Source organism: Aestuariimicrobium sp. T2.26MG-19.2B, assembly GCF_950101875.1.
Lineage (GTDB): Bacteria > Actinomycetota > Actinomycetes > Propionibacteriales > Propionibacteriaceae > Aestuariimicrobium > Aestuariimicrobium kwangyangense.
Genome location: NZ_CATNLW010000002.1, coordinates 207,491 through 233,203, shown reverse-complemented (window position 1 = coordinate 233,203; position 25,713 = coordinate 207,491). Strand labels below are relative to the sequence as shown.

The 25,713-nt window shown below is 68.5% G+C and carries 23 protein-coding genes; 16 read left to right on the top strand and 7 right to left on the bottom strand.

What is annotated here, in order from left to right:
- Positions 1-10 precede the first annotated feature (10 nt).
- The 4 genes from QQZ11_RS10860 to QQZ11_RS10845 all read left to right on the top strand — a co-directional run bounded on the left by QQZ11_RS10860 (position 11) and on the right by QQZ11_RS10845 (position 2,757).
- Positions 11-811 (top strand): slipin family protein, encoded by an 801-nt coding sequence (locus tag QQZ11_RS10860; protein WP_284550762.1) that lies wholly within the window; start codon positions 11-13, stop codon positions 809-811.
- A gap of 33 nt (positions 812-844) precedes the next feature.
- Complete coding sequence (locus tag QQZ11_RS10855; RefSeq protein WP_284550400.1) at positions 845-1,015, top strand: hypothetical protein; 171 nt, start codon at positions 845-847, stop codon at positions 1,013-1,015.
- 96 nt (positions 1,016-1,111) lie between these two features.
- Positions 1,112-1,876, top strand: a complete 765-nt coding sequence (locus QQZ11_RS10850; protein ID WP_284550399.1) for an NAD-dependent epimerase/dehydratase family protein — start codon at positions 1,112-1,114, stop codon at positions 1,874-1,876.
- On the top strand, positions 1,873-2,757 hold the full coding sequence (locus QQZ11_RS10845; protein WP_284550398.1) for an aminoglycoside phosphotransferase family protein: 885 nt from the start codon (positions 1,873-1,875) through the stop codon (positions 2,755-2,757). Before QQZ11_RS10850 ends, QQZ11_RS10845 begins: the two co-directional genes overlap by 4 nt.
- Here the strand turns inward: QQZ11_RS10845 and QQZ11_RS10840 are convergent.
- Both QQZ11_RS10840 and QQZ11_RS10835 read right to left on the bottom strand, forming a co-directional pair.
- Positions 2,738-3,952 carry an MFS transporter gene (locus tag QQZ11_RS10840; RefSeq protein WP_284550397.1) on the bottom strand — a complete coding sequence of 405 codons (1,215 nt, stop codon included), beginning with the start codon at positions 3,950-3,952 and terminating at the stop codon, positions 2,738-2,740. The two genes, QQZ11_RS10845 and QQZ11_RS10840, sit on opposite strands and share 20 nt — an antisense overlap.
- An 83-nt stretch (positions 3,953-4,035) precedes the next feature.
- Positions 4,036-4,473 carry a MarR family winged helix-turn-helix transcriptional regulator gene (locus QQZ11_RS10835; protein ID WP_022910127.1) on the bottom strand — a complete coding sequence of 146 codons (438 nt, stop codon included), beginning with the start codon at positions 4,471-4,473 and terminating at the stop codon, positions 4,036-4,038.
- Positions 4,474-4,549: 76 nt separating this feature from the next.
- Here QQZ11_RS10835 and QQZ11_RS10830 point away from each other — a divergent pair, with 76 nt between their 5' ends.
- The 10 genes from QQZ11_RS10830 to QQZ11_RS10785 all read left to right on the top strand — a co-directional run bounded on the left by QQZ11_RS10830 (position 4,550) and on the right by QQZ11_RS10785 (position 18,542).
- Positions 4,550-7,291 carry an MGH1-like glycoside hydrolase domain-containing protein gene (locus QQZ11_RS10830; protein ID WP_284550396.1) on the top strand — a complete coding sequence of 914 codons (2,742 nt, stop codon included), beginning with the start codon at positions 4,550-4,552 and terminating at the stop codon, positions 7,289-7,291.
- A gap of 10 nt (positions 7,292-7,301) precedes the next feature.
- Positions 7,302-8,099, top strand: a complete 798-nt coding sequence (locus tag QQZ11_RS10825) for a glucose 1-dehydrogenase (RefSeq protein ID WP_284550395.1) — start codon at positions 7,302-7,304, stop codon at positions 8,097-8,099.
- Positions 8,100-8,106: 7 nt separating this feature from the next.
- A complete protein-coding gene (locus tag QQZ11_RS10820; RefSeq protein WP_284550394.1) occupies positions 8,107-9,120 on the top strand; it encodes a DNA topoisomerase IB in 1,014 nt (337 codons plus the stop codon).
- 60 nt (positions 9,121-9,180) lie between these two features.
- On the top strand, positions 9,181-11,616 hold the full coding sequence (locus tag QQZ11_RS10815; protein ID WP_284550393.1) for a phosphoketolase family protein: 2,436 nt from the start codon (positions 9,181-9,183) through the stop codon (positions 11,614-11,616).
- A gap of 64 nt (positions 11,617-11,680) precedes the next feature.
- Positions 11,681-12,997 carry an MFS transporter gene (locus QQZ11_RS10810; RefSeq protein ID WP_284550392.1) on the top strand — a complete coding sequence of 439 codons (1,317 nt, stop codon included), beginning with the start codon at positions 11,681-11,683 and terminating at the stop codon, positions 12,995-12,997.
- A 64-nt stretch (positions 12,998-13,061) separates the two neighbouring features.
- Positions 13,062-14,363: a hypothetical protein gene (locus tag QQZ11_RS10805; protein WP_284550391.1), complete on the top strand. Its 1,302-nt coding sequence runs from the start codon at positions 13,062-13,064 to the stop codon at positions 14,361-14,363.
- 6 nt (positions 14,364-14,369) lie between these two features.
- Positions 14,370-15,047, top strand: coding sequence for a DUF4129 domain-containing protein (locus tag QQZ11_RS10800; protein ID WP_284550390.1), 678 nt, complete (start codon positions 14,370-14,372; stop codon positions 15,045-15,047).
- Positions 15,044-16,258: a DUF4350 domain-containing protein gene (locus QQZ11_RS10795; RefSeq protein WP_284550389.1), complete on the top strand. Its 1,215-nt coding sequence runs from the start codon at positions 15,044-15,046 to the stop codon at positions 16,256-16,258. Before QQZ11_RS10800 ends, QQZ11_RS10795 begins: the two co-directional genes overlap by 4 nt.
- Positions 16,255-17,247, top strand: coding sequence for an AAA family ATPase (locus QQZ11_RS10790; RefSeq protein WP_284550388.1), 993 nt, complete (start codon positions 16,255-16,257; stop codon positions 17,245-17,247). The genes QQZ11_RS10795 and QQZ11_RS10790 overlap by 4 nt, the downstream gene beginning before the upstream one ends.
- Positions 17,248-17,252: 5 nt before the next feature.
- Positions 17,253-18,542 carry a DUF58 domain-containing protein gene (locus tag QQZ11_RS10785; protein WP_284550387.1) on the top strand — a complete coding sequence of 430 codons (1,290 nt, stop codon included), beginning with the start codon at positions 17,253-17,255 and terminating at the stop codon, positions 18,540-18,542.
- Positions 18,543-18,554: 12 nt separating this feature from the next.
- Here QQZ11_RS10785 and QQZ11_RS10780 read toward each other — a convergent pair whose 3' ends face one another.
- Entirely contained in the window at positions 18,555-19,550 is a 996-nt protein-coding gene (locus QQZ11_RS10780; RefSeq protein ID WP_284550386.1) for a stage II sporulation protein M, read from the bottom strand.
- Positions 19,551-19,584: 34 nt separating this feature from the next.
- On the opposite strand from QQZ11_RS10780, the gene QQZ11_RS10775 reads away from it, so the two are divergent.
- Entirely contained in the window at positions 19,585-20,394 is an 810-nt protein-coding gene (locus tag QQZ11_RS10775) for an RDD family protein (protein WP_284550385.1), read from the top strand.
- Here QQZ11_RS10775 and QQZ11_RS10770 read toward each other — a convergent pair.
- Entirely contained in the window at positions 20,384-21,259 is an 876-nt protein-coding gene (locus QQZ11_RS10770; RefSeq protein WP_284550384.1) for a bifunctional 5,10-methylenetetrahydrofolate dehydrogenase/5,10-methenyltetrahydrofolate cyclohydrolase, read from the bottom strand. The two genes, QQZ11_RS10775 and QQZ11_RS10770, sit on opposite strands and share 11 nt — an antisense overlap.
- 200 nt (positions 21,260-21,459) lie before the next feature.
- Between QQZ11_RS10770 and QQZ11_RS10765 the strand changes: the two genes are divergently transcribed.
- Positions 21,460-22,422: a proteasome assembly chaperone family protein gene (locus QQZ11_RS10765; protein ID WP_284550383.1), complete on the top strand. Its 963-nt coding sequence runs from the start codon at positions 21,460-21,462 to the stop codon at positions 22,420-22,422.
- 81 nt (positions 22,423-22,503) lie between these two features.
- Here QQZ11_RS10765 and QQZ11_RS10760 read toward each other — a convergent pair whose 3' ends face one another.
- Genes QQZ11_RS10760 through QQZ11_RS10750 form a run of 3 tightly spaced genes read right to left on the bottom strand, consistent with a single transcriptional unit; the run spans position 22,504 to position 25,690 of the window.
- Positions 22,504-23,427 (bottom strand): carbohydrate ABC transporter permease, encoded by a 924-nt coding sequence (locus tag QQZ11_RS10760; protein WP_022910112.1) that lies wholly within the window; start codon positions 23,425-23,427, stop codon positions 22,504-22,506.
- Positions 23,424-24,335 (bottom strand): carbohydrate ABC transporter permease, encoded by a 912-nt coding sequence (locus QQZ11_RS10755; RefSeq protein WP_022910111.1) that lies wholly within the window; start codon positions 24,333-24,335, stop codon positions 23,424-23,426. Before QQZ11_RS10755 ends, QQZ11_RS10760 begins: the two co-directional genes overlap by 4 nt.
- On the bottom strand, positions 24,335-25,690 hold the full coding sequence (locus QQZ11_RS10750; RefSeq protein ID WP_284550382.1) for an ABC transporter substrate-binding protein: 1,356 nt from the start codon (positions 25,688-25,690) through the stop codon (positions 24,335-24,337). The genes QQZ11_RS10755 and QQZ11_RS10750 overlap by 1 nt, the downstream gene beginning before the upstream one ends.
- Positions 25,691-25,713: the final 23 nt, after the last annotated feature.

Genomic DNA, 25,713 nt, shown 5'->3' with positions numbered 1-25,713 from the left:
CACCACCCCCATGACCGCCATCGCGATCGTGCTGGCCGTGCTCATCCTCGGGGGTGCGTTGCTCTTCAGCTCGCTGCGGGTCATCTCGGAGTACGAGCGCGGGGTGGTGTTCCGGCTGGGGCACATTCGTCCGCTGTACGGGCCCGGACTGCACGTGGTCTGGCCGGGCATCGACCGGCTACAGCGGGTCGACGAGCGAGTGGTGACGCTCACCATCCCTCCGCAGGAGGTGATCACGAAGGACAACGTGCCGGCCCGGGTCAACGCCGTGGTGCTGTTCAACGTGACCGACCCCGTCAAGGCGGTGATGGTGGTGGAGAACTACGCCGTCGCCACCAGCCAGATTGCGCAGACCACCCTGCGGTCGATCCTCGGACGAGCCGACCTCGACACCCTGCTGGCCCACCGTGAGGAGCTCAACCAGGACCTGCGGACGATCATCGAACTGCAGACGCAGCCTTGGGGCATCGACGTCAGAACCGTGGAGATCAAGGACGTCGAGATCCCCGAACAGATGCAGCGCGCCATGGCCCGGGAGGCGGAGGCGGAGCGAGAACGCCGCGCCAAGGTCATCAACGCCCGCGGCGAACTGCAGGCTTCCGGCGAGCTGAAGCAGGCGGCCGACATGCTGAGCCAGAGCCCGGCCTCACTGCAGTTGCGCTACCTACAGACCCTGCTGGAACTGGGGGCCGACCAGAACTCCACGGTCGTCTTCCCCCTGCCCATGGACATCATCGGACCGCTGCTCGGTCGGCTGGGGGTCGGGGCGGATCCCGCTCCAGCTCCTGCCGAGCCGCCGAAGGTGTCCTAGTCTCGAGAGCAATCCGTCGACACAGGAGGAGCCATGCCCAAGGAATGGTCCGACAAGGACGAACGGCAGTACGAGCACATCAAGGAGTCCGAACAGAAGGAGCAGGGACGCTCCGAGGACCGCGCCGAGGAGATCGCCGCCGCGACGGTGAACAAGCGTCGCTCCAAGGAGGGCCGGACCAAGGAACAGAAGGACGACGACTGAGCGCCAGGATCACCACCGTTGTTCGACCAACCCCCGATCTTCGAGGGTTGGTGCAGCCACGGTGGTGATCCTGGCGGGCTCTGGAAGGATTGCACCATGACCAGACGACGCATCCTGATCACCGGCGCCACCGGGGGCATCGGCAAGCTGCTCGCCCAGCGCCTGCGCGGCGACTACGACCTCGTCCTGCAGGGTCGCCACCCCGATGACGACGATCCTGACGACTTGGTGCTGGCCGACCTCACCAACTACGACGACACCCTGAAGCTCATGGACGGCGTCGACACCGTGGTGCACATGGCCGGCTCAGCCTCCCCCGACTCGACCTGGGACGACGTGCTGCAGGCCAACATCATCGGCTTCCGCAACGCCCTCGAGGCTGCTCGGGAGGCGGGGGTGCGCCGGTTCGTGTTCGCCTCGTCGAACCACGCCATGGGCATGTACGACCGGCACGGTGAGTGGCCGGTTCATCCCCACACCCTCCCCCGGGGGGACTCCTTGTACGGGGTCTCGAAGATCTTCGGGGAGGCCTTGGGACGCTTCTACCACGACGAGTACGGCATCGATTTCATCGCGCTGCGCATCGGTTGGAGCAGCCCCGACACCCATGAGACCGACCTCGACCTGCTGCGTGCCATGTGGCTCAGCCCCGACGACACCGAGCAGGTGGTGCGCCGCGCGATCGAGGCCGAAACGCGATTCGGGCTGTACTACGCCATCTCCGACAACCCGAACCGGCGCTGGGACATGACCAACACGATGCTCGAGTTGGGTTACCGACCGAAGGACTCCTGGACCGACCACTCCGACGCCGAGGAGAACACGGCGCAGCCGACCCCCCCGTCGTGGCCCAAGGGGTGACCCCAGCCGACGTGGCGCACCGGCACGGCGTCGTCCTGGACGACCACCCGCTGCTGCCGGGCTCCATGTCGGGCTCCACCGTCGTCACGGGTGTGCGCGACGGCCAGGCCGTGGTGGTGAAGATCACCGTCCACGACTCCGACGAGGCCACCGGTCGCGCGCGACGCGAGTTCGCTGCCCTGACCGGCCTCGCCCTGCCCATCCCGATGCCCCGCGTGCTCGCCGGCGAGGTGACGGCAGAGCACACCGTGGTGGTGATGCGCGCCCACCGGCCGGCCCTGACAGAGGAACACCCCGTCCCGAGCCTGCCCTTGTGGACGTCGCTGGTCGACCTGCTGGCCCGCCTGCACGCGACGCCGATGCCCTTGGACTCGCCCGCGGACTCGCTGTGGCGGTACCAGGGTTGGTCCGAGCTCGACCCGGTCAACGATCGTCCGGCTCTCGACCTACTGTGGTCGACCCCGCAGACGCGCTCCCAACTGCAGCGCGTGCTCGACCACCGCGACGGGTTGGAGGTGCTGGCTTCCGCCGCCGAGGAGGAGTTCGTGCACGGTGACTGCCACTGGGGCAATGTCGTCACCGACAACGGCGATCCGCTCCTGGTCGACTGGCAGAGCGCCGGCATCGGACGAGGAACCGATGACCTCGCGTTCCTGCTGACCAGGGCGGCCGCCGACCTCGACGTCGTCCCACGAACGACCGTGATCGCGGACTACGCCGCGCGACGCGGGCTCGACCCGGCCGAGGTGGAGGCACGGGTCACGGCGCGCCAGTTGCTGGTGCTCGCCCTGCAGTACCCGGCGTTCGTGTCGTACCTGCACCCGCGGGCCGTGGAGAGACTGCACACGCTGTTCGTCCAGCTCAGGCATCGCCCACGCTGACGGCGCGGGCCTCGAACTCCGAGTCGATCGGCTCGGCCCCGTGGTGGGGCGCGTGGTCGAGCGCGTGGATCAGGTCACGGGCCGTCCACAGCACCGCCATGGCGAGGAGCACGGCCCCTGCCCCGACGAAGAACGGCACGTGCACCGACCGCTCGCCGAGCCGACCGGCGAGCCACGGTGCGATCGCCCCGCCGATGAACCGGACGAAGCTGTAGGCCGACGACGCCACCCCACGCGGTGCCGGCGAGATCTTCATCACCGTCTCGGTGATCAGGGTGTTGTTGACCCCCAGGGCCGCTCCGGCGAGCACGACCCCGACCACCAGCACCACCTTGTGGTCGGTGAACAGACCCATGACCAGCAGGACCAGCATGAACAGTGCCAGCGCCGAGACCAGCCCCACAGCGGTGCCGACCCAGCGATGCACGAGCGGTGCGAGCAGCACAGACGAGAGCGCCAGCAACAGGCCCCAACCGAAGAAGACCAGCCCGACGCCATGGGCATCCATGTCGAGGGGGAAGGGGGTGAAGGCGAGCAGGGTGAAGAACCCGAAGTTGTAGAGGAAGGCCGTCAGCCCAACCGTGAGCAGACCACGATGGCCCAGGGCCCGCAGCGGAGCCGTCACGGATGTCCTCTCGCCGGTGGGCGGGGCCGAGGGCAGCACCAGGGCGGTGGCCACCAGGGCGATGGTCATCAACACGCTCACCCCGAAGAACGGGAAGCGCCACGACATCCCGCCGAGCACGCCGCCCAACAGGGGTCCGGCCGCGATGCCCAGCCCGAGGGCCGCCTCGTAGAGGATGATGGCCTGCCCGACCGATCCCTTCGCGGCGGTGACGATGGTGGTCAGGGCCGTCGCGATGAACATGGCATTGCCCAGACCCCACACGGCCCGGAAGGCGACGATGCCCGAGATGGCGTCCTGCATGCCAGCCGCGCCCGCCCCCACGATGATGATCGCCAGCCCCATCAGCAGGGTCGTCTTGGCCCCCAGTCGGCTGGACACCCACCCGGCGAAGAGCATCGCCACGGCCATGACCGCGTTGTACGAGGTGAACAGCAGCGAGACCTGCGAGGGGGTGGCGCTCAGGTCGTCCGCGATGGGTTTCAGGATCGGGTCGACCAGACCGATGCCCATGAACGCGATCACGCAGGCGAAGGCGACAGCCCACACGGTGCGGGGTTGGTGCACCACGCTGACACGGCTGGGTCGGGCAGTTCCGCTGGTTGGGGCAGTTCCTCTGGTTCGGGCAGTTCGGGCGGTTCGACGCACGAGGTTCAGTCCTTCCGGGACGTGGGGGCTGTCGGGGTGAGCAGGTCGGTCAGCACGGCCAACCCGCGACGCAGGTCGTCGAGTTGGTCGGGCGGCAACTCGTCCAGCAAGGGTGCGAGGGTCCGGGCCCGCTGGTGACGGGTGCGAGCCAGGCTCTGGGCACCCTTGCTGGTCAGACGCAGCAGCGAGGCGCGGGCATCGGTGTCGTCGGCGACGCGCTCGACCAGCCCGGCTTCCTGCAGGCGGTTGACCTGCGCCGTCACCCCTGGCTGGGACGAGTGGTCGGCAGCGGCCAGGGTGGTCACGCGTACCGGTTGCAGGTCGTCGATGTGGCCCAGCAGGCGCGCTTGCGCCGTGGGCAACTCGAAGGTCGAACGAGAACTGGCCCACCGGTTGATCCGGGCCACGGCCCGCAGCACCTCATCGGCGATCTGCTCACTCATGCATCACATTCTTATATAGTTTTCGTATGTGTGCAATTCCACACCGGCGCTTGGGCCTGTGGCTACGCTCCAAACCGTGAGCACGGAGCACACGGCTGAGGGCAGTCGCCTGTCGACCTCGGCAGACCAGGACTCGGCCTGGCGCCGCTGGGGGCCGTACCTGTCCGCCCGGCAGTGGGGCACCGTCCGCGAGGACTACTCCCCCGACGGCGACGCCTGGAACCACTTCCCCTTCGACCACGCCCACCTGCGCGCCTATCGCTGGGGAGAGGACGGCATCGCCGGGCTCACCGACCGCTACGGCTTCGCCAATCTGGCCGTCGCGTTGTGGAACGGCCAGGACGACCGGCTCAAGGAGCGTCCGTTCGGGCTCACCAACCCGCAGGGCAACCACGGTGAGGACGTCAAGGAGTACTACTGGCCGCTCGACGCCCTGCCGACCCACGCATGGGGGCAGTTCCTCTACCGCTACCCCCAGGCGGCCTATCCGTACTCCGACCTGGTCCGGGAGAACGCCCGCCGCGACACCGGTGACCGGGAGTTCGAACTGAGTGACACCGGCGTGCTGGCCGACAACCGCTTCTTCGACATCACCATCACCCATGCCAAGGCCGAGGCCACCGACATCTGCATGGTCGTCACGGCCACCAACCACGGCCCGGACGCAGCACCGCTGCACTTGGTGCCCCAGTACTGGTTCCGCAACACCTGGGCCTGGGGGCGGGACGACCGCAAGGCCTCGATCAGCGGCGCGGACGAGCACCCGGGCCACACCGAGGTGCGCAGCAGCCACGCGTGGCTGGGCGAGTATCGGCTCGCGGTGCAACACTCCCCCGTCGTCGGGGCGCCCACCGTGCTGTGGTGCGACAACGAGTCCAACGCCGAGGACCTGTGGGGCCAACCCAACCCTTCGCCGCACCCCAAGGATGCGATCAACCGGGCCATCGTCCACGCACAGGCCGATGCCTGTCGGCCCGAACCCCATGGCACGAAAGTGGGGTTCTGGTTCCACTTCCCCACCGTGCCACCGGGTGGGAGCGTCGAGGTGCGGCTGAGGCTCACCCACAGCCAGAACGACCTGGACGACCCCTTCGGCCCCGGCTTCGACCAGACCCTGACCGAGCGACGCGCCGAGGCTGACGAATTCCACGATGCGGTGATGCCCGAGAACTCGTCCGCGCACGAGCGGCACCTGTGCCGAGGGGCCTTCGCCGGACTGTTGTGGGGCAAGCAGATCTACCGCTACTCGGTGGAGGAGTGGCTCGAGGGCGACCCCGCCCAGCCCCCGCCACCGGAGTCAAGGAGGGCCGACGAGCCGGTCGGCCGCAACACCGACTGGACGAACCTCGACCTCGCCGACGTCATCTCGATGCCTGACGACTGGGAGTACCCGTGGTTCGCGGCCTGGGACCTCGCTTTCCACTGTGTCGCCCTGGCCCACATCGACCCTGCCTTCGCCAAGAACCAACTGCTGCTCATGTGCCGCGAGTGGGCCCAACACCCCAACGGCCAACTCCCCGCCTACGAGTGGCGGTTCAGCGACGTCAACCCACCCGTGCACGCCTGGGCGGCCTTCCAGGTCTACCTGGCCGACGGGGCATGGGATCGTGCCTTCCTGGTGCGGATCATGACCAAGCTGCTGCTCAACTCGGGCTGGTGGGTCAACCGCAAGGACGAGGCCGGCAACAACCTGTTCGAGGGCGGTTTCCTCGGCATGGACAACATCTCGCTGTTCGACAGGTCGACCCAGGTACCCGACGGCTGGCGGCTGGAGCAGTCCGACGCCACCAGCTGGATGGCCTTCCACACCCTGGTGATGATGCGCATCAGCCAGGAGTTGGCGCGCACCGACGCCGCCTGGGACGAGACGGCCACCACGCACTTCCACCGCTTCCTGTCGATCTGCCAGGCGATGGAGCGCTTCGGAACCGGCGGCGCCTCGCTGTGGGACGACGACGACGGCTTCTTCTACGACACCCTGGTCGGCCCCGACAACCGGGTGGAGCGGGTACCGGTGCGCTCCTTGGTCGGACTGGTGCCGCTGTTGGCCGTGGCCAACACGCAGTCGTGGGTGGCCGACGAACTGCCGGAGTTCACGCGGCGGCGGCGATGGCTGGTCGACAACCGGCCCGACCTCGCCCGCTGGATCCTCACCGAACGATCGGACGACGGCCACCTGCAGACCCTGTCGCTGGTCGACCCACCGCGTCTGCCGCGGGTGCTGGCACGGGTGTTCGACCCGGGCGAGTTCCTCTCCGACCATGGCATCCGCTCCCTCTCGGCCGCCTACCGCGACGGCCTCACGGTGCGATTGCTCGACCAGGACATGTCGCTGCGCTACCTGCCCGGGGAGTCGGACAGCCGCATGTTCGGCGGCAACTCCAACTGGCGAGGACCGATCTGGTTCCCGCTCAACTGCCTGCTGATCGAAGCCCTCCGTCACCGCGGAGACGGGGTCGGCGGCAAGAACCCGGTGGAGTTCCCGACCGGGTCGGGTCGCCACCTCACCCTGGCCGAGATCGCCGACGAGCTCTCCGACCGACTGGTGGCCCTCTGGGCCCCCGGGCCCGACGGACGGCCCGCCAGCACCCCCCGTGACCGCGGGGATGGACCTCTCTGGCTCGACCACCCCACCTTCTCGGAGTACTTCGACGCCGACACCGGTGAGGGGCTGGGCGCCAGCCACCAGACCGGCTGGACCGCGATGGTCGCCCACCTGGTGATCGAGCGAGCCACCCACCAGGTGCAGCAGACCGAGACCCGCCACACGGGCGCCGCCCGCACCCGGCCCCAGCCACCCACCGACCAACCCTCCTGAAGGAGCACCCATGGCAGCCAGGCTCGTCCCCAACGTCTATCCCAGTCTCGCCGGTCGCACGGTCGTCGTCACCGGGGGCAACACCGGCATCGGTGCGGCCATCTGTCGGGCCGCCGGGGGGCAGGGCTGCAACGTGGTCATCGACTTCGTGGGGGACGACTCCCCCAACGCGCGGGTGATCGCCGACGTCGAGAAGGCCGGCGGCCGGGCGATCGCGGTCCGGGCCGACGTCACCCGTGTCGACGACCTCCAACGTCTGGTGGATGCCGCCGTCGACCAATTCGGGAGACTCGACGTGTGGGTCAACAACGCCGGCGTCGAGACCCGCAGTTCACTGCTCGAGGCGACGGAGGCCCACTACGACCTCGAACTGGGCGTGAACCTGAAGGGCGCCTTCTTCGGTGCCCAGGTCGCCGCGAAGCGGTTCATCAAGCAACGCAGCCGCGGGGTGATCGTGAACGTCTCGTCCGTGCACGAGGACTGGCCCATGCCCGGCAACGCCATCTACTGCTGCAGCAAGGGAGGCATGCGCATGCTGGCCCGCAACGGCGCCGTCGAACTCGCGGGCCACGGCATCCGCATGGTCAACGTCGCCCCGGGCGCCGTGCGCACGCCCATGAACGCCGCCACCCTCGACGAACCCAAGCTCGCTGAGGCCTTGGAGGAGGCCATCCCCCTCGGCCGGGTGTCAAGTCCGGACGAGATCGCCAGTGTCGTGCTCTTCGCGGCCAGCGACGGCGCCAGCTACCTGACCGCCGAGACCATCACGGTCGACGGCGGCGTGAGCCACGAGTCACCGGGGCTGTGAGGCGATCATGCGACTGAGAAGGGTCTCGAGCCACCAGCCCGGTTGGGAGCGCCGCCGATCGGGGCGAGGGTTCCGCTACCTCGACGAATTGGGTCGTCCCCTCGGCGCCGACGACATCGCCCGGGTGAAGTCGCTGGTCATCCCGCCGGCCTGGCGCGAGGTGTGGATCTGCCCACTGCCGAACGGCCACCTGCAGGCCGTCGGCACCGACGACGCGGGGCGCCGACAGTACCTGTACCACCCCGACTGGAGGGCGGGACGGGACCGAGCCAAGTTCCAGCGCGTCGCGGCCGCGGCCCACCACCTGCCGGAGGCCCGTGCGCAGATCACCCGCGACCTGCGTTCCGAGGGCCTCACCAAGGAGCGAGCGTGCGCCACCGCCGTGCGGCTGCTCGATGTCGGCTACTTCCGCGTCGGCAACGACGCCTACACCGACGCCAACGGCTCCTTCGGGCTGACGACCCTCGAGCGACGCCACGTGCGTCGTCGGGGCGACGACCTCGTGTTCTCCTTCGTCGGCAAGTCGGGGATCGTCCACACCATCGAGGTCTCCGACCCCGATGCGGTCGCAGCCCTGGCCCAGATGCGCGCTCGCAAGGGTGGTAGCCGACTGCTGGCCCACCATGACGGCAACCACACCTTGGCCTCGGGCGAAGGCTGGCGCGACCTCACCAGCGCCGACGTCAACTCCTACCTGGCCGACCTGTTCGACGGCGAGTTCACCGCCAAGGACTTCCGCACCTGGCACGCCGGTGTGATCGCCGCCGAGGTGCTCGCCACCACCGACGAACCCGGCACCAGCGAGGCCTCACGCAAGCGCGCCGTCAAGCAGGCCGTGATGGAGGTCTCGTCCTATCTGGGCAACACGCCGGCGATCGCGCGGTCGTCCTACATCGACCCGCGCATCATCGACCTCTACGAGTCGGGCACCACGATCGGGGACGCGGCCCGGGCCAGACACCGCTCCCCGACGGCCCGCCAGACCGCACTGGAACGAGCCCTGCTCGACCTGCTGGACTGAGTCGCACGACATTCTGGTGAACCCGCCCCGCGGTCGGCTCGACTGCACCAGAGTGGGTGCATGAGCAGTGACCAGGACCTCGCCCAGGATTTGTCGCAACTGAGCGACGACGACCTCGCCACCGTCGATGCGTGGTGGCGCGCCAACAACTACCTCACGGTGGGCCAGATCTACCTGCAGGCCAATCCCCTGCTGCGGGACGACCTGGCACCCGAGCACATCAAACCGCGCCTGCTCGGCCACTGGGGAACCTCCCCGGGGCTGGCCTTCATCTACGCCCACGCCAGCCGGCTGATCCGCCACACCGGTCAGGACATGATCTACCTGGCCGGACCCGGTCACGGTGGTCCCGCACTGACCGGGGCCAGTTGGCTCGAGGGCAGCTACACCGAGTACTTCCCCCACATCCACCAGGACGGTGAGGGGCTGGAGGCCTTCTTCCGCCAGTTCTCGGCCCCCGGCGGCATCCCCTCGCACGCCTCGGTGACCACCCCCGGCTCGATCCACGAGGGTGGGGAACTGGGCTACGCCCTCATCCACGCGTTCGGTGCCGTGTTCGACAATCCCGACCTGATCGCTTGTGCCGTCGTCGGCGACGGCGAGGCCGAGACCGGCCCCCTCGAGGGCTCGTGGAAGGGGATCAGCTTCCTCAACCCGGTGCACGACGGAGCGGTACTGCCGGTGCTGCACCTCAACGGCGGCAAGATCGCCGCTCCCACCGTGCTCAGCCGCAAGCCGCCCGAGGAGGTGCGCAGCCTGTTCGAGGGCCACGGCTACGAGGTGATCGAGGTCAACGGCGGCGACCTTCCCGGTATGCACGCCCGTTTCGCCGAGGCACTCGCCCACGCCTGGGGCCGGATCCGCCAGATCCAGACCGAGGCACGCTCGGGTGGTGGCGGGCGGACAGGTCGTCCGCGCTGGCCCATGATCATCCTGCGTTCACCGAAGGGCTGGACGGGTCCCCACGAGGTCGACGGCACCCTGATCGAGGGCACCTGGCGCGCCCACCAGGTTCCGCTGGCCGGCGTCAAGGAAGATCCTGACCACCTGCGCATGCTGCAGCGATGGCTGGAGTCGTACCGGCCCGAGGAACTGTTCGACGAGTCGGGTGCACCCGTCGAGCTCGTCACCCGCAACAACCCCGTCGGGACGAAGGCGATGAGCCGTCAACCTCACGCCAACGGTGGGCTGCTGACCGAACCCCTCGACCTGCCCGACATCGACGACTACGAGGTGAAGGTGCCCGCACCGGCGACCACCCGTACCGAGTCGACCCGAGTGCTGGGTGCGCTGATGCGCGACCTGTACGAACGCAACCCCCATAGTTTCCGGTTGTTCTGCCCCGACGAGACCAACTCGAACCGGCTGGGTGCCGTCTTCGAGGTGTCCGACCGGGACTGGCAGGAGGCGGTCACCGAGGACGATGTGCACCTGTCGTCGCAGGGCCGGGTGATGGAGGTGCTCTCCGAACACAACTGCCACGGCTGGCTCGAGGCGTACAACCTGACCGGGCGGCATGGGCTGTTCGCCACCTACGAGGCCTTCGCGATGGTGAGTGCCAGCCAGACCATCCAGCACGCCAAGTGGCTCGAGGAGGCCAGTCACCTGTCCTGGCGCGCGAAGGTGCCCAGTCTCAACATCCTGTTGTCGTCCACCGCCTGGCGCAATGACCACAACGGGTTCTCCCACCAGGGGCCGGGTCTGATCAACAACGTCATGCAGCACCGGGGCGACGTGGCCCGCATCTACCTGCCGCCCGACGCGAACTGCCTGTTGTCGGTGGCCCGCCACGCCTTCTCGAGCCGCAGCCACGTCAACCTGATCGTGCAGGACAAGCAGCCTCAACTGCAGTACCTCACCCTGGCCGAGGCCAACGAGCACTGCCGCCGCGGCGCCAGTGTGTGGGACTGGGCCGGCAACGAAGACCTGTCGACCGAGGCTGCCCCCGACATCATCCTGGGGTGTGCCGGTGACGTGGTCACCATGGAGACCGTCGCGGCGGCACACCTGTTGCGCACCCGGCTCCCGCAGCTCACCGTGCGGGTGGTGAACGTGGTCAACCTGATGACCCTGGCCCGTCCCAAGGACCACCCCAACGGGATGACCGCCGAACTGTTCCGGGAACTGTTCACCGACAACGTCGACGTGGTCTTCAGCTTCCACGGGTACCCGGGCACCATCCACCAGTTGGTGCACGGACGTCCCGACGTCGACCGGTTCCACTGCCGCGGATTCATCGAGCAGGGCACGACCACCACCCCCTTCGACATGGTGGTGCGCAACCAGGCCAGCCGGTACCACCTGGTGATCGACGCCATCCACAACTCCAAGCGCAAGGTGCGCGGCATGGCCGAACTGAAGGCTTGGTGCGAGCGCCAGCTCGAGCGGCACGCGGAGTACATCGTCGACCACCTCGAGGACATGCCCGAGGTGCGTGACTGGGTGCTCGACCAGACCAGCTGGGACGAACTGGCCGAGGATCTCTCCGAGCAGTGACCGCTCGTCCCAGCAGGGGGACGAATCGGGGGCGACCGGCCGGCCGGGGCCTAGGGTGCGAGGCGTGAACCACGCCTTCGACACCCGCCGCAGCTGGTCGGTCTACCTGTTGGCCGTGGTCGTCTACATCTCGGCCATCTGGCAGCGGTCGTCCTTCGGGGTGGCCGGCGTGGTCGCCACGGAGCGGTTCCACGTCCTCGCCAGTGTGCTCAGCCTGTTCGTGGTCGTGCAGTTGCTGACCTACGCCGCCATGCAGGTTCCTGCGGGGTTGTTGGCCGACAGGTTCGGGTCGCGGGTCGTCATCGGCTCGGGAGCGGCCATCATGGCGCTGGGCCAACTGAGCCTGGCGAATTCCACTTCGCTGGTTCCGGCAGTGGCTGCCCGGGTGCTGATCGGCATGGGGGACGCCATGACGTTCACCAGCGTGATCCGGCTGCTGCCGTTCTGGTTCAGCGCCCGCCGGGTGCCGATGCTGGTGCAACTCACCAGCATGTTCGGGCAGGTCGGGCAGTTGATCTCGACGATCCCCTTCGCGGCCTTCCTCAGGCAGCGGGGGTGGACCCCCGCCTTCACGCTGTTGGCGGTCGTCTCCCTGGTGGCCGCGGCCACTTCCTGGTCGCTGCTGCGCAACCGGCCCGACGGACAGCGAGTGCACTCCCACGTCGACGGCGACTTCAGCTTCATCGACACCGCCCGGCAGGTGTGGCGCAACCCCGCCACCAAACTCGGCTTCTTCCTGCACGCAGTCGCCGGTTTCCCCGGGCTCGTGTTCGCCATGATGTGGGGCTACCCGTATCTCGATCGCGGGGTCGGCCTGGGTGCCGGTGAGACGTCGTTGTTGTTCGCGCTGCTGGTCGTCACCGGCATGGTGTGCGGACCGCTGATCGGCTGGTTGGCGCCGCGTCACCCGCTGAGGCTCTCGAACTTCTCGCTGACCGTGGCAGCGGCCAATGTCGTGGCGCTGGGGGTCGTGCTCTCCTTCGAGCGTCCACCCCTGTGGGCCCTGGTGCTCTGGATGGTGGCCCTGTCGGCCAACGCCGCCGGTTCGAACATCGGCATCGAGGTTGCGCGCACCCGCAACCTGGCCAGCCGGATCGGTACCGCCACCGGTGTGGTGATCATGGGGGCGTTCGTCTTCGGAGTGGCAGGAATGTTGCTGTTCGGGGTGGTGCTCGACCTGGCGGGTGGCTACACCCCCGCCGCCTTCCGGGTCGCGTGGTCCACCCAACTGGTGCTGTTCGCGATCGGTTTCGTCGGTGTCTATGCCCTGCGGCCGAAGGTGCGTCGACTCAACGCCGCCGAGGGACGAGTGGTGCCCCCGTGGCCCGATGCCCTGGCACGCGAGTGGCGCCGCTGGCGGGAGCGCCTCAGCCGCAGGTGACCGCTCCCATTGGTAGCGTCAAGCATCACGTCCGCCGCGGTCGTGATCGCTTCGAGGAGGATCGGTGTCGCAGTACGGTCAGGACCCCGGCTGGGGTCGGGCACCAGGTTCGGACGATCCGTGGAACCAGGCCTGGTCAGGCCGTTCCCAGCCCTCGGCCGGTCAGCCTCCCGCAGGTCAGCCCTCGGCCGGGCAGCCGACGTGGGGCCAGGCCCCTTCGGTCCAGCCGCAGTACGGGCAATCGGGCTACGGGAATTCGGGATACGGGCAGCCGACGTGGGGCCAGGCCCCCTCGGCCCAGCCGCAGTACGGGCAACCCGCGTACGGGCAACCCGCGTACGGGCAACCCGCGTACGGGCAACAGCCCTACGGCCAACCGACCTACGGGGGTAGGGGGCTGTGGAACGTGGTGAAGCCGGGCATCCTGGCCCTGAAGCCGCTGGAATTCAGTGACTTCTTCACCGGACCCGTCGCGGTCATCAGGCACAACCCGAAGGCGACCATCCTGGTCAGCCTGCTGATGCAGGTGGTCGCGCTGCTGGTAGCCGTTCCGGTGACCCTGGGCATCCAGCAGGCGGTCGCCACCTCGTCCGCACTGGGCCGCGACGTCGCCGAGTCCATCGGACTCGTCGTGGGATCCATGGTCAGCGCCGTGCCCATGGCCATCGGTACCGCCCTGGTGGGGCCGATGGTCATCCACGCCACCCGCGAGGCCGTCCTGGGCCGCAAGCCCGGCATCTCGCAGGTGTGGGCGGCCGTGAAGGGCCGAGTCCTGCCCTACTTCGGCACCAGTCTGCTGGTCTTCCTGCTGGCCAGCCTGCCGGCCCTGCTCGCCGGTGGTGCGGTGGCAGCGATCGTCGTCGGCTTCGTCCGATCGACCACCCCCGACAGTGGCACGGTGGCGATCATGGTGATGGCCGGCATCGTGGTCCTGCTGCTGGCGCTGGTGGGCACCATCTTCGTGAGTGTCAGGACGGTCGCCGCCGGAACCGAGACCGTCTGGTCGTCCCGTTCCCCGGGTGCCGCCGTCAAACAGTCCTGGGAGCTCACCCAGGGCTACTTCTGGCGCGTGTTCGGCGCCCTCTTCCTCGTGCAGATGGTGCTCTCGATGGTCACCGGCATGATCTCCTTCCCCCTGCAACTCGTCCTCGGTCTGGGGCTCGAAGGCGTCGGCTCGGCCTCCTCCGGCGACCCCAACCTCGGGGTCTACGGGGTGGCCCAGGTCGCCGCGAACGCGATCCCCTCGATCGTGAGCGCGCCCGTCATGGCCGCGCTGGTGGCGCTGATCACCCTCGACCTCAAGATCCGCCGGGAGGGCTACGACGTCACCCTGTTGAGCCAACTCGACGACGTCAGCGGTCGCTGAGCCCCGATGCTCCCCCTGCAGGCACCCGTACGTCCCTCGCCCGACGAGGCTCGGCGTTGGCTCGCCGAGGAACTGGCGCACCGCGGTTACGAGCGCCCCATCTCGTGGCTGGAGCGATGGCTGAACGATCTGTTGCGGCGCCTGCTCGACCAGTCCCTGCCGAGCCCCGACACGCACGGGGTCAGCGTGGTCGTGGCGTTGCTGGTCGTCGCGGTGCTGGCACTGGTGGCGGTGCTGGTCTGGCGTGCACGTCCCGAAGCCCGACGGCGGCGGGCCACGGCGGCATCGAGCGCCCTGGTCGACGCCACCCTCTCCGCCGACGACTACCGACGCCTGGCAGCAGAGTTCCTGGCACGAGGCGAGGTCGACCAAGCACTGATCCACGCCTTCCGCGCCATCGTCGCCGACATGGTCAGGCGCACGGTGCTGGGGCGTCGTCCGGGTGACACCGCCCAGGAGGTGGCGGCCGCAGTCGCCCGCGTGTTCCCCGCCCATGGGTCTGGCGTCCATCGCGCCGCAGACCTCTTCGACCAGGCGGCCTACCGCCACCGGGAAGGACTGGCCTCCACCATCACCCCTGCCGACGTCGGCTCGGTGCAGGCGCTGGACGAGAGCCTGGGTTCGGCCCGTCCCCAGCACCACACCGCCGCAGATCTCGCTGCCGCTACCGGTGTCGCCCCATGAGCGCCGCCTCCGGACGGGCGACAGCGCACGCCGGCTTCCTGCGTCGCCACGGCGGGTCACTTGCCTTCTGGCTGATCGCGCTGGCGGCGGCCGCCACCGTTGCCACCGTCCTGTTGTGGCCGGCACCGTCGTGGGGGGCCAACGACCCCGAGAGCCAGAGCCGCGAAGGCATGCAGGCCCTGAGCAAGGTGCTGCAGCACCACGGTGTCGAGGTGACGGTGGTTCGCACCGGCGCCCAATTGGCTGAGCTCGACCCGCAGCGGCCGACCACCCTGGTGGTGACCAACCGGTCGGGCTACATGACCTCGGAGAGCAGGCAACGCGCCACCGAGTTGGGTCATCGCTACCAGCGTGTCGTCCTGCTCGGACAGTCGACCGACGTGTTGCGCGGCTTCGGAGTGACCGGTGTGGGTTCCACGGGTCTGTCGACGTTGACCACGGCCGCCGCCGACTGCACCGACCCGGCGATCGGGCAGGCGCTGAGGGTCGGGGCGTCCAAGGACCGGTCGGGGTGGACGACTGCCTACAGTCTTCCCCCCGAGTCACCATTGGGGTTGAGGGGCTGCTTCCCGGTCGACGCGGGCGCCGGGCGCAGCCACCTGCTCGTCCATGCCCAGGGGAACCCCGAAGTACTGGCCTTCTCCGACGAGTCGATGTTCACCAACGAGCAGGTCCTCGTTGCCGACAACGCGGCCTTGGCCCTCACCCTGCTGGGCAACAACCAGCAGCTGGTCTGGTTCTCCACCGGGGTCGAGTCCGACGACCCCGGGAAACCTGCCAGCACCGGGCTGGCCGCGGTGCTCCCACCCTGGTGGGATGCCGTGCAGCGACTGGTCACCTGGACCCTGGTGCTCGCCCTGGTGTGGCAGGTGCGCCGGTTCGGACCCCTGGTCTCCGAACGGATGCCGGTCGTGGTCAGGGCGATCGAGACGACGCTGAACCGCGGTCACCTCTACCATCGGGCCGGCGCCCGCGACCGGGCCGTGTCGTCACTGCAACGGGGTACCCGCCAACGTCTGCGGCAAGCATTGGCGTTGCCCCGGGACTCCCCCGACGAGACCGTGGCCCGCGCCGTCGCACTGGCCACCGGACGAGACCCCCGCGAGGTGCAGCGCGTACTCAACGACGCTGGCGATGTGCACGATGACCAGACCATGGTGCTGCGAGCGCAGACCTTGGCCCAACTCGAAGAAGAGGTACGACACCCATGACCCAGCTCCACGCCTCGGCCCCGCCCGCAACCCGCGGCGACCACGAGGCCCGCGACGCCTTGTGGCGCGTCCGCTCAGAAGTGGCGAAGGTGGTGGTGGGGCAGGACGAAGCGGTCACCGGACTTCTGATGGCCCTGCTGACCCGCGGCCACGTGCTGCTCGAAGGGGCACCCGGAACCGCCAAGACACTGCTGGTGCGCGCGCTCTCACAAGCCCTGTCGGTCGAGCACAAACGGGTGCAGTTCACCCCCGACCTGATGCCCGGTGATGTCACCGGCTCGCTCGTCTTCAACGCCTCCACCTCTGATTTCAGCTTCCGTCCCGGCCCCGTGTTCACCAACCTGCTGCTGGCCGACGAGGTCAACCGCACCCCACCCAAGACCCAGGCCTCGCTGCTCGAGGCCATGGCTGAACGCACCGTGACCATCGACGGCCAACCCCGTGACCTGCCCGATCCGTTCCTGGTGGCGGCGACCCAGAACCCGATCGAGTACGAGGGCACCTACCCGCTCCCCGAGGCGCAACTCGACCGGTTCCTGCTCAAGGTGGAGCTGCCCGCGCCCCCGCGCGACGCCGAGATCGAGATCGTCTCCCGCCATGCCGCAGGGTTCGACCCGTCCGACCTGCCGTCCGCGGGACTGCGGGCCGTCGCTACCGCCGAAGACCTGCAGGCCGGCATGGCGGCCGTCCGACGGGTTCAGGTGCACCCGCAGGTGGTCGCCTACATCGTCGACATCGCCCGTGCCACCCGGCACTCCCCCAGCCTGGCGCTGGGCATGTCACCGCGAGCTGCCACGGCGCTGATGTCGACCGCTCGCGCGTGGGCCTGGCTGAACGGACGCGACTTCGTCACCCCCGACGACGTCAAGATCATGGCGCCCAGCACCATCGCGCACCGACTCACCCTTCGTCCCGAGGCCGACCTGGAGGGCGTGCGCGTGGGTGCGGTGCTCGCCAGTGCCGTCGACTCCGTCGTCGTGCCCCGCTGACCGTGGTGATCACCGGACGACCGGTGCTGGCCATGCTGGTCGGCGTCGCTGCCTGCGTCGTGTGGCCGTCGTGGACCACCGCAGTGTGGTGGACGGCCGCCGTGCTGCTGGTGGTACTGGTCGACCTGCTGCTGGCACCGAGCCCGCGAGCGATCACGATCGAGCGGGAACCGTCCGCACCGGTGCGGGTGGACGAACCCTCCGAGACCAGCCTGCTGGTCACCAACACCGGACGACGACGGCGACGCGGAATGCTGCGGGACGCCTGGCAGCCCTCCGCCGGGGCGTCGCCGAACCGGCATCGGTTCGCACTGCCCGGCGGGGAGCGTACCCGCCTGACCACCCCACTGCTGCCGACCCGCCGGGGCGACCTCGTCTGCCGCCGGGTGACGATCAGGGTGTGGGGTCCCCTGGGATTCGCCGGGCGCCAACTCGGCTTCGACTCCCCCGGCACCCTACGGGCGCTGCCCGCCTTCCCCAGCCGCAGGCACCTGCCCAGCCGGCTGGCCCGCCTGCAGCAACTCGACGGTCGGGCGCTGACGCGCACCCGCGGCCAGGGCACCGAGTTCGACTCGCTGCGCGACTGGGTCGACGGCGACGACGTCCGCTCCATCGACTGGCGTGCCACCGCTCGCCGGCAGGACGTGGTGGTGCGCACGTGGCGTCCCGAACGTGACCGCCGGATCATGATCGTGCTCGACACCTCCCGGGTGTCCGCAGGCAGGGTCGGATCCGTGCCCCGCCTCGACACCGCCATGGACGCGGTGCAACTGTTGTCGGCGCTCGCCGTCAGGGCGGGTGACCGGGTCGACCTGCTGGCCGGCGACCGAGAGGTACTCGCCGCCGTGAAGGGAGTGCAGCGCGGCGACGCGTTGCCCCGGATCACCCATGCGATGAGCCAGTTGGAGCCCTCCCTGGTCGAAGCCGACTGGACCAGACTGGCGGCGGCTGTCTCCGCCGCCGGACGCCGCTTCTCGCTGGTGGTGCTGCTGACCCCGCTGGAGCCGGCGGCGGTGGAGGAGTCACTGGCACCGACCCTCGAGGTGCTGGCCCGGCAGCACCGGGTGTTGGTCGCCTCGGTGTCGGACGACGAACTGGTGGCGTTGCGTGACCACCGCGACGACGCCCGCGAGGTGTACCGGGCGGCAGCAGCCGAGGACACCCTCGCCCGCAGGCAGCGGGTGGCGCTCGGGCTCCAACAACTCGGGGTGACCGTGCTGGACGAGCCTCCCGCGCGGCTGCCGGTGGTGCTCGCCGACCACTACCTCGCCCTCAAGTCGCGCGGACTGCTCTGAGACCAGCCGGGTTCAGTCGACGCTGATCAGTTCCTCGCCGCGGTCCTCGGCATCGAGGTCACCCGTGGCCCCGGTCGCGGCGGCAGCTCGTCCCACCACCAGGGCGTAGTACAGGAAGGCGAGCCACACCACCGCCCCGATCGCCACGCGGGCGAAGCTCGGCAGCGGGCTGGGGGTGATGAAGGCCTCGAGCACCGCGCTCACCGCGAACAGCACGACCAGGCCCAGCACCACCCCGATGCTCTGCCGCCCCACGTGGGCCATGGACGACATCCGGGTCCTGGCCCCGGGTGCCACCCATGACCAGAACAGTCGAAGTCCCACCCCACCGGCCACGAAGATGCCGGTCAGTTCCAGCAGCCCGTGGGGCAGGATCAGACCGAAGAAGAGCCCGGCACGCTGGTGGTTGACCATCACCGCACCGGTGAACGCGACGTTGTAACAGTTCGACAGCAGCACCGACAGGGTCGGGAAGCCCAGCACCCCGTAGGCGATGCACTGGGCAGCCACCCACGCATTGTTGAGCACCAACCGCAGGGCGAAGCTGCGGGCGGGATCAGAGGAGTAGTAGTCCTCGAAGTCGTGGTCGACCAGTCGTTGCAGTTCGGCGGGGGTGCCCAGCCGGTCCATCAGCGCGGGATGCGCCACCAGGTAGCCGCCCAGGACGAACGCCAACCCGATCCACACCAGCCCCGTCAGGATCCACCAGCGACGCATCAGGTACAGCGAGGCGGGGAACGACCGGGTGAAGAAGCGCAGCAGGTCGCCCCAGACGAACGCGCGCCCCGCTCCGGCGCGCCGACGGGCACGGGCCAACAGGTTCGACAGCCCCATCACGAGCTGGGGGTCGGGGCTGCCGGAGCGGATCACCGAGAGATGGGTGCCGACCCGCTCGTAGAGGTCGACCAGGCGGTCGACCTCGTCAGGCGACAGGCGTGACCTCTTCACCAATTGCTCGAGTTCACGCCACTGCTCGGAGTGCGCATCGATGTAGGCGTCGAGGTCCACGGGGGTGAGACTATCCAGCCAGTAGGGTCGTGCCATGGCAGCCGAGGTCTTCGTCCCCACGGGCCCGGTCACCGGGGACGCCGTCGAGCTCGAGATCCGCGCCGCGAACCTCGGCGCGCGGATCCTCGCCCAGTTGATCGACGTGCTCGTGCAGGTCGCGCTGTTGGCCGTGCTGATCTTCTGGCTGTTCTCGGTGGGGCGCCACCAGCTCACCGATTCCTCCCTGCGCATCGCGGCCGTGATCGTGATCCTCGTCGGGGTGATGGTGGTCGTGCCGGCCACGGTCGAGACCCTGACCCGTGGCAAGTCCTTGGGCAAGTACGCCGTCGGTCTTCGGGTGGTGCGTGACGACCACGGCACGATCCGCGCCCGACAGGCCATCGGTCGCGCCCTGATCGGCTACGTGGAATTGTGGATGACCGCCGGGGTGCCGGCCGTCCTGTCCGCTGTGCTGACGTCGCGCGGCAAGCGCCTCGGCGACCTGGCGTCGGGAACGGTCGTCGTCTCGGAACGGGTTCCCCTGAAGTGGCCCGCGCCGATGCCGATGCCGCCGGGGTTGGCCCGTTGGGCCCTCAGCGCCGACATCGGTCCGCTCGACCCGCGCGTGACCCTGGCCGCGAGGCAGTACCTGCTGCGGCGCACCCAGTTGTCACCCACCGCGCGGGAACGGCTCTCCCACCAGCTCGCCGACAACCTGCGCCGCCAGGTCTCACCGCAGCCGCCGCCCTCGACCGCCGACGACCTGATCATGGCGATCATCGCCGAGCGTGGCCGCCGCGACCGCCAGCGCCTCCGACACCATGACGACCTACGGGCCCGGCTGTTCGGTTCCGTCAGGCCCTGACGTCACGGACTGGGACGGCGCGCTCAGCCGCCTCGACGACATTGCGGAAGAGCATGGCGATGGTGGTCGGCCCCACCCCTCCGATCCGCGGGGTGATGGCAGACGCCACCTCGGCGCAGGACTCGTCCACGTCGGGCAGCAGCTTGCGACCCTCGTAGCGCACCCCGCCACCGATCACCACGACCCCTTCGCTCAGGTGCTCCGGTCGAAGGATCCCCGGCACACCTGCTGCCGCGATCACCACGTCGGCAACCTTGGTGTACCGCGACCAGTCGGGCACCCCGGTGTGGACCACGGTGACGGCCGCGTTGGCCGTGGGCCGCTTCTGCGTGAGCAGCATGGCCAGCGGACGACCGAGGGTGGTGCCCCGGCCCAGAACGACGACGTGCCTGCCAGAGATCTCCACGCCGTGGAACGCGAGCAGGGCCTCGATCCCTGCGGGGGTGCAGGGCACCGGACCCGGCACGCCCAGGGCCAGTCGGCCCATGTTGAGCGGGTGGAGTCCGTCCACGTCCTTGTCGGGATCCATCCGGGCCATGGCGGCATCGAAGTCGATCTGCGGCGGCGGCGGGTTCTGCACGAGGATCCCGTGCACGTCGTCGGCCCGGTTGAAGTCGGCGATGACCGCCTCCACATCGGCCTGGGTCGCGTCCTGCGGCAGGTGGACGTGAGGTGCGGTGAAGCCCAACGATTCGGCCTTCTCGATCTTCATGCGGATGTAGCCGGCGCTGGCCGAGTCGTCCCCCACCAGCAAGGTGGCGAGCCCGGGCACCACACCGACCTCGGCGAGGGCGGCGACCCGTGGGGTCAGATCGGCGAAGACGGCGTCGGCGACCGGGCCGCCGGGAAGGAGTCGAGCAGTCATGGGTTGCTTCCTGCCAGTGGGGTGACCAAGTGGTCGTGACCCGCCCATTCAACCAGCCCTCACCCTGCCGGGTCACAGTTCGCCGAGCGCATAGACTCGAGGTTCGAGGAACATCGCCCCGGGTCATCGCGTTGACCTGCTGCGATCGTGGTGAATGTGACGCCGCCCGTCGCGGGCGTGATTGATGAGGAAGGACGCCGATGTTGGACCCAGCAAGCCTGTACCAGATCGAGCCGCGGGTCGATCCGCGCACCATGCGCGCCCGCACCCTGGTGGTCACCCTCACGAGCTTCATGGACGCCGGACGAGCCCAGGGCCAGTTCGACCACCACGTGTTGACGACCCTCCCCCACCAGCGGGTGGCAGAGTTCGACCTCGACCAGTTGGTGGACTACCGCGGGCAGCGTCCCCCCATCACCTTCGACGCCGACCACTTCGTCGACTACGAGCCCGGACGGATGCTGATGCACCACCTGCTCGACGAGCAGGGAGCCCCATGGCTGCTGTTGTCGGGTCCCGAGCCAGACCTGCAGTGGGAGCGACTGGCGAGGTCGATCGCGCAGCTGGTGGAACAGTTCGACGTGCAGACCGTGGTGCTGCTGTCGGCCATCCCCATGGCTGCCCCCCACACCCGTCCCGTGTCGGTCACCCGCCACGCCTCCGACCCCTCGCTGATCCCGGGCAACGTGCCGATGTTCCCGCGGGTGCAGATGAGCGCCTCCTTCCCCAGCATGCTCGAGCTGCGGTTGGCCGAACTGGGTCACAAGGTCGTGGGTCTCACCGCCCACGTGCCGCACTACCTGGCGCAGGCGGAGTACCCCGATGCCACCATCGCCCTGATCAGGGCGCTGTCGGAGACGACCGGCCACATCATCCCCACCACCGCCCTGGCCGTGACCGCCGAGCAGACCCAGGCCCAGGTGGCCGACGAGGTGCAGGGGTCGGACGAGGCCCAGCAACTCGTGCAGGCGCTCGAGGAGCAGTACGACCAGGTGCACCAGCACCGGCCCAGGCGTGGGCTTGCCGCCCAGCCCGAGGACCTGCCCGACGGGGATGCCCTGGCCCGTGAGGCCGAGGCGTTCCTCCGCGCCCACAACGCCGGGGACGAGGGCGAACAACCCGATCGTGACCAGCCCGAAGGATGGGACGGGCCCGGGGTCTGACACCCCGGGGCCCATCCCCCCTCGGCTGATCCCGACGTCCAGGACAATCCTGGCGTCCAGGACGATCCCGGCGACGAGGACTCAGCCCTTCAGACCGCTCGAGGCGACCCCCTCGATGACGTATCGCTGCAGGATCACGTAGAGGATCAGCACCGGTACTGCGGCCACCGTCGCACCTGCCATCACCACGGGATAGTCCGTGACATAGGCGCCCTTGAGGGTCGCCAGTCCCGGGGCGAGGGTCAACTTCTCGGGACTGAACAGGACGAACAGCGGCCAGATGAAGTCGTTCCAGTGACCCAGGAAACTCAGTGTCGCCAAGGTCACCAGCGCCGGTTTGCTGAGCGGCAGGATGATGCGGGTGAAGATCGTCCACTGGTTGGCACCATCGATCAACGCGCTCTCCTCGAGTTCCCTCGGGATCGAGAGGAAGAACTGGCGCAGGAAGAACACCCCGAAGGCACCGGCGGCGCCCGGGACCACCAGCGCCCAGTAGCTGTCGAGCCACTGCAGTTTGTCCATCGTCAGGTAGTTGGGCATCAGGAAGATGAAGCCCGGGATGAACATCGTCGCGATCAGGGTGCCGAACAAGAGGTTCCTGCCACGGAACTGCATCCTCGCCAAGGGATACGCAGCCATGGCCGCCACCACCAGGTTCCAGATGGTGCCCAGTGTCGAGACCACCAACGAGTTCAGGAACCACCGTGGCACCGGATTGGCGCCGGCCGAATCACTGGCCGGGTCGAAGATCATCCGGTAACCCCGCAGCGAGAAGTGTCGCGGGATCAGCTGGATGGGAATGGCCCTGGTCTCCTCCGAGACACGGAACGAGGTCAGGAACATCCACAGCACCGGCACGATGAACAGCAGCGCGATCAGCACCAGCACCACGTAGAAGATCGGTCCGTTGCGGTCGCGGTTGTACGACCGCTTGTGGGTCATCCGTCGGCTGGACTCGGACCCCACCGACGTCTGCTGGGTGGGGTCATCGACGGTCGTGGTCATGAGCGCTCCCTCATCACGAAGAAATTGGCCACCGAGACCACTGCGAGGAACAGTGCGAGCACGTAGCTCATGGCCGAGGCCGACCCCATCCTGAACTGGCGCAGGCCCTCCTCGGTCATCACCATGATCGCCGTGCGGGTCGAGTCCCCGGGCCCCCCGGAGGTGATCAGGTAGGACTGCCCGAACATGTTGGCGCTCGCCAGGATCGTGGTTGTCAGCACGAAGATGAAGACGTTGCGCAGTCCGGGGATGGTGACATGTCGGAACTTGCCCCAGCCTCCTGCCCCGTCCAGTTCGGCCGCCTCGTACTGCTGGGCGCTGATCGCCTGCATCCCGGCCAGGAAGATGATGGCGTTGAAGCCGATCGTCCACCAGATGGTGACGATCACCAGACCGATCCACGCCGCCGGCTGGGTGGTCAGCCACCCGATCTCGGGCACCCCCACCCAGCTCAGCATCTCGTTGATCAGGCCGTAGCGGGCGTCGAACAGGTAGGTGAACAGCAGCCCGATCACCGAGATCCCCAGCACGAACGGGGCGAAGATCAGCGCCCTGAAAACGGTCCTCCCCGGGAACTTGCGGTTGAGCATCACCGCGAGCGCCAACGGGATCACCACCAGGAACGGCACGCTGATCACGGTGAAGATGAACGTGTTCTTCATGCCGTTCCAGAACGGGTCGTAGGTGGTCGAGGTCGAGTCGAGCAGGTTGGCGTAGTTCTGCAGTCCCACGAAGGGCTTCGAGGCGAGCAGGAAGTCCCAGTCGTGCAGGCTGATCCAGAAGCCGAACACCGCCGGCCACAACACGAACCCGAACAGCAGCACCACGTACGGAGCAATGAACAGGTACGGCGTCAGTGGGTGGTGGTGCCGGAGTCTGGACGAGAGCCTCGCTTCGGCGGCAGCCATCAGTACCCGTACTTCTTCTGGTTCGCGGCCAGGATCTTGTCACCCTTCACGGCTGCCTCCTTGAGGGCCACGTCGACCGGCTTCTTGCCGAGCATGGCGTTGCTGACCGCGGGGCCCCACTCGCTCTCGGCATCGGCGACACCGGGCTTGAGCGGCGGGAACTGCACCCAGTCGATCATCTTCTCGAACTGCGTCACCTCGGAGTACTTCTTGAACTCCTCGCTGTCGCGCACCGAGGTCCGCGCCGGCACCATGCCCGCCTCGGCCCAGCCCACGGAGTGGTTGCCCATCCAGTTGAGGAAGACACGCGCCGCCTTCTGCTTGTTGGCATCGTTCGACTTCTGCACGGGCAGGGTGAAGCAGTGGGAACCGCCCCAGGTCTTCTGGTCCTTGCCCAGGATCGGCACCGGTGCACACCCCCACTTCAACTTGGAGATCTCCTTGCAGGGGGTGACCATCCACGGGCCGTTGATCATGAAGGCAGCCTTGTCGTTCTGGAAGCTCACCCAGTCCGCATCGCCAGCGGCGTTCTTGGGCGAGTAACCCCCGTCGATCAGGGACTTGAAGAAGGTGATGGCGTCGATGGCGGGCTGATCACCGAAGCCGGTCTTGGTGCCGGTCTCGTCCTCCATGTAGCCGCCGTTCTGGAAGATCATCGACTGGGCGACCAGTCCGCCGACGCTGAGCGCCGAGACCCAGTAGCCCTGCACGCCCTTGCTCTTGCAGGCGTCGAGAGCGGCCATGAACTCGTCCTTGGTGGTGGGGGGCTTGGTCGGGTCGAGCCCGACCTTCTCCATCACGGTGGTGTTGTAGTAGAGACCGGCGGGGTGCAGGTCGAGCGGCATGGCGTACTGGTCGTTGTTGTAGAAGGCGGCCTTCCACACGTTCGAGGGGAAGTCGCTCTCGGAGAGGTTGAGGCCCTTGATCACGTCGTCGATGGGCTGGATCACCTTGCGGGCGCCCATGGTGGCGATGTCGGAGACGTGCATCAACGCGATCTCGGGGCCCTTGCCGTTCGAGACGGCCGCGGGCAACTTCTGGAAGAAGTCAGCCCAGGCGATGGCTGTGGTCACCACCTTGATCTTCGGGTTGGCCTTCATGAATTCGCCGACGAGCTTCTTCATGATGGGGCCGTCACCACCGGTCAGGCCGTTCCAGTACTGCAGGGTGACCTCGGGGCCGTCGTAGCCCTCGGCACCACCCGATCCGGATGCGGCGGTCGGACCGGCCTTGCCCGGAGACGAGCTGCCGCCGCAGGCCGAGAGGCCGAGGGCGGCGCTGCCGCCGACACCTGCACCGAGCAGGCCACGCCGGCTGAGCGAGGTGGTCACGGAGGTTGGGAGGTGATTCGTCATTGGATCTTTCCCTTCGGTTGGAG

What these genes read in the sequence shown, in the direction of transcription:
- QQZ11_RS10850 (WP_284550399.1), top strand. Translation starts at nt 1,112, where the DNA reads ATGACCAGACGACGCATCCTGATCACCGGCGCCACCGGGGGCATCGGC.
- QQZ11_RS10795 (WP_284550389.1), top strand. Translation starts at nt 15,044, where the DNA reads ATGAGCGCCGCCTCCGGACGGGCGACAGCGCACGCCGGCTTCCTGCGT.
- QQZ11_RS10765 (WP_284550383.1), top strand. Translation starts at nt 21,460, where the DNA reads ATGTTGGACCCAGCAAGCCTGTACCAGATCGAGCCGCGGGTCGATCCG.
- QQZ11_RS10755 (WP_022910111.1), bottom strand. Translation starts at nt 24,335, where the DNA reads ATGGCTGCCGCCGAAGCGAGGCTCTCGTCCAGACTCCGGCACCACCAC.
- QQZ11_RS10760 (WP_022910112.1), bottom strand. Translation starts at nt 23,427, where the DNA reads ATGACCACGACCGTCGATGACCCCACCCAGCAGACGTCGGTGGGGTCC.
- QQZ11_RS10770 (WP_284550384.1), bottom strand. Translation starts at nt 21,259, where the DNA reads ATGACTGCTCGACTCCTTCCCGGCGGCCCGGTCGCCGACGCCGTCTTC.
- QQZ11_RS10775 (WP_284550385.1), top strand. Translation starts at nt 19,585, where the DNA reads ATGGCAGCCGAGGTCTTCGTCCCCACGGGCCCGGTCACCGGGGACGCC.
- QQZ11_RS10855 (WP_284550400.1), top strand. Translation starts at nt 845, where the DNA reads ATGCCCAAGGAATGGTCCGACAAGGACGAACGGCAGTACGAGCACATC.
- QQZ11_RS10860 (WP_284550762.1), top strand. Translation starts at nt 11, where the DNA reads ATGACCGCCATCGCGATCGTGCTGGCCGTGCTCATCCTCGGGGGTGCG.
- QQZ11_RS10825 (WP_284550395.1), top strand. Translation starts at nt 7,302, where the DNA reads ATGGCAGCCAGGCTCGTCCCCAACGTCTATCCCAGTCTCGCCGGTCGC.
- QQZ11_RS10790 (WP_284550388.1), top strand. Translation starts at nt 16,255, where the DNA reads ATGACCCAGCTCCACGCCTCGGCCCCGCCCGCAACCCGCGGCGACCAC.
- QQZ11_RS10800 (WP_284550390.1), top strand. Translation starts at nt 14,370, where the DNA reads ATGCTCCCCCTGCAGGCACCCGTACGTCCCTCGCCCGACGAGGCTCGG.
- QQZ11_RS10815 (WP_284550393.1), top strand. Translation starts at nt 9,181, where the DNA reads ATGAGCAGTGACCAGGACCTCGCCCAGGATTTGTCGCAACTGAGCGAC.
- QQZ11_RS10750 (WP_284550382.1), bottom strand. Translation starts at nt 25,690, where the DNA reads ATGACGAATCACCTCCCAACCTCCGTGACCACCTCGCTCAGCCGGCGT.
- QQZ11_RS10835 (WP_022910127.1), bottom strand. Translation starts at nt 4,473, where the DNA reads ATGAGTGAGCAGATCGCCGATGAGGTGCTGCGGGCCGTGGCCCGGATC.
- QQZ11_RS10820 (WP_284550394.1), top strand. Translation starts at nt 8,107, where the DNA reads ATGCGACTGAGAAGGGTCTCGAGCCACCAGCCCGGTTGGGAGCGCCGC.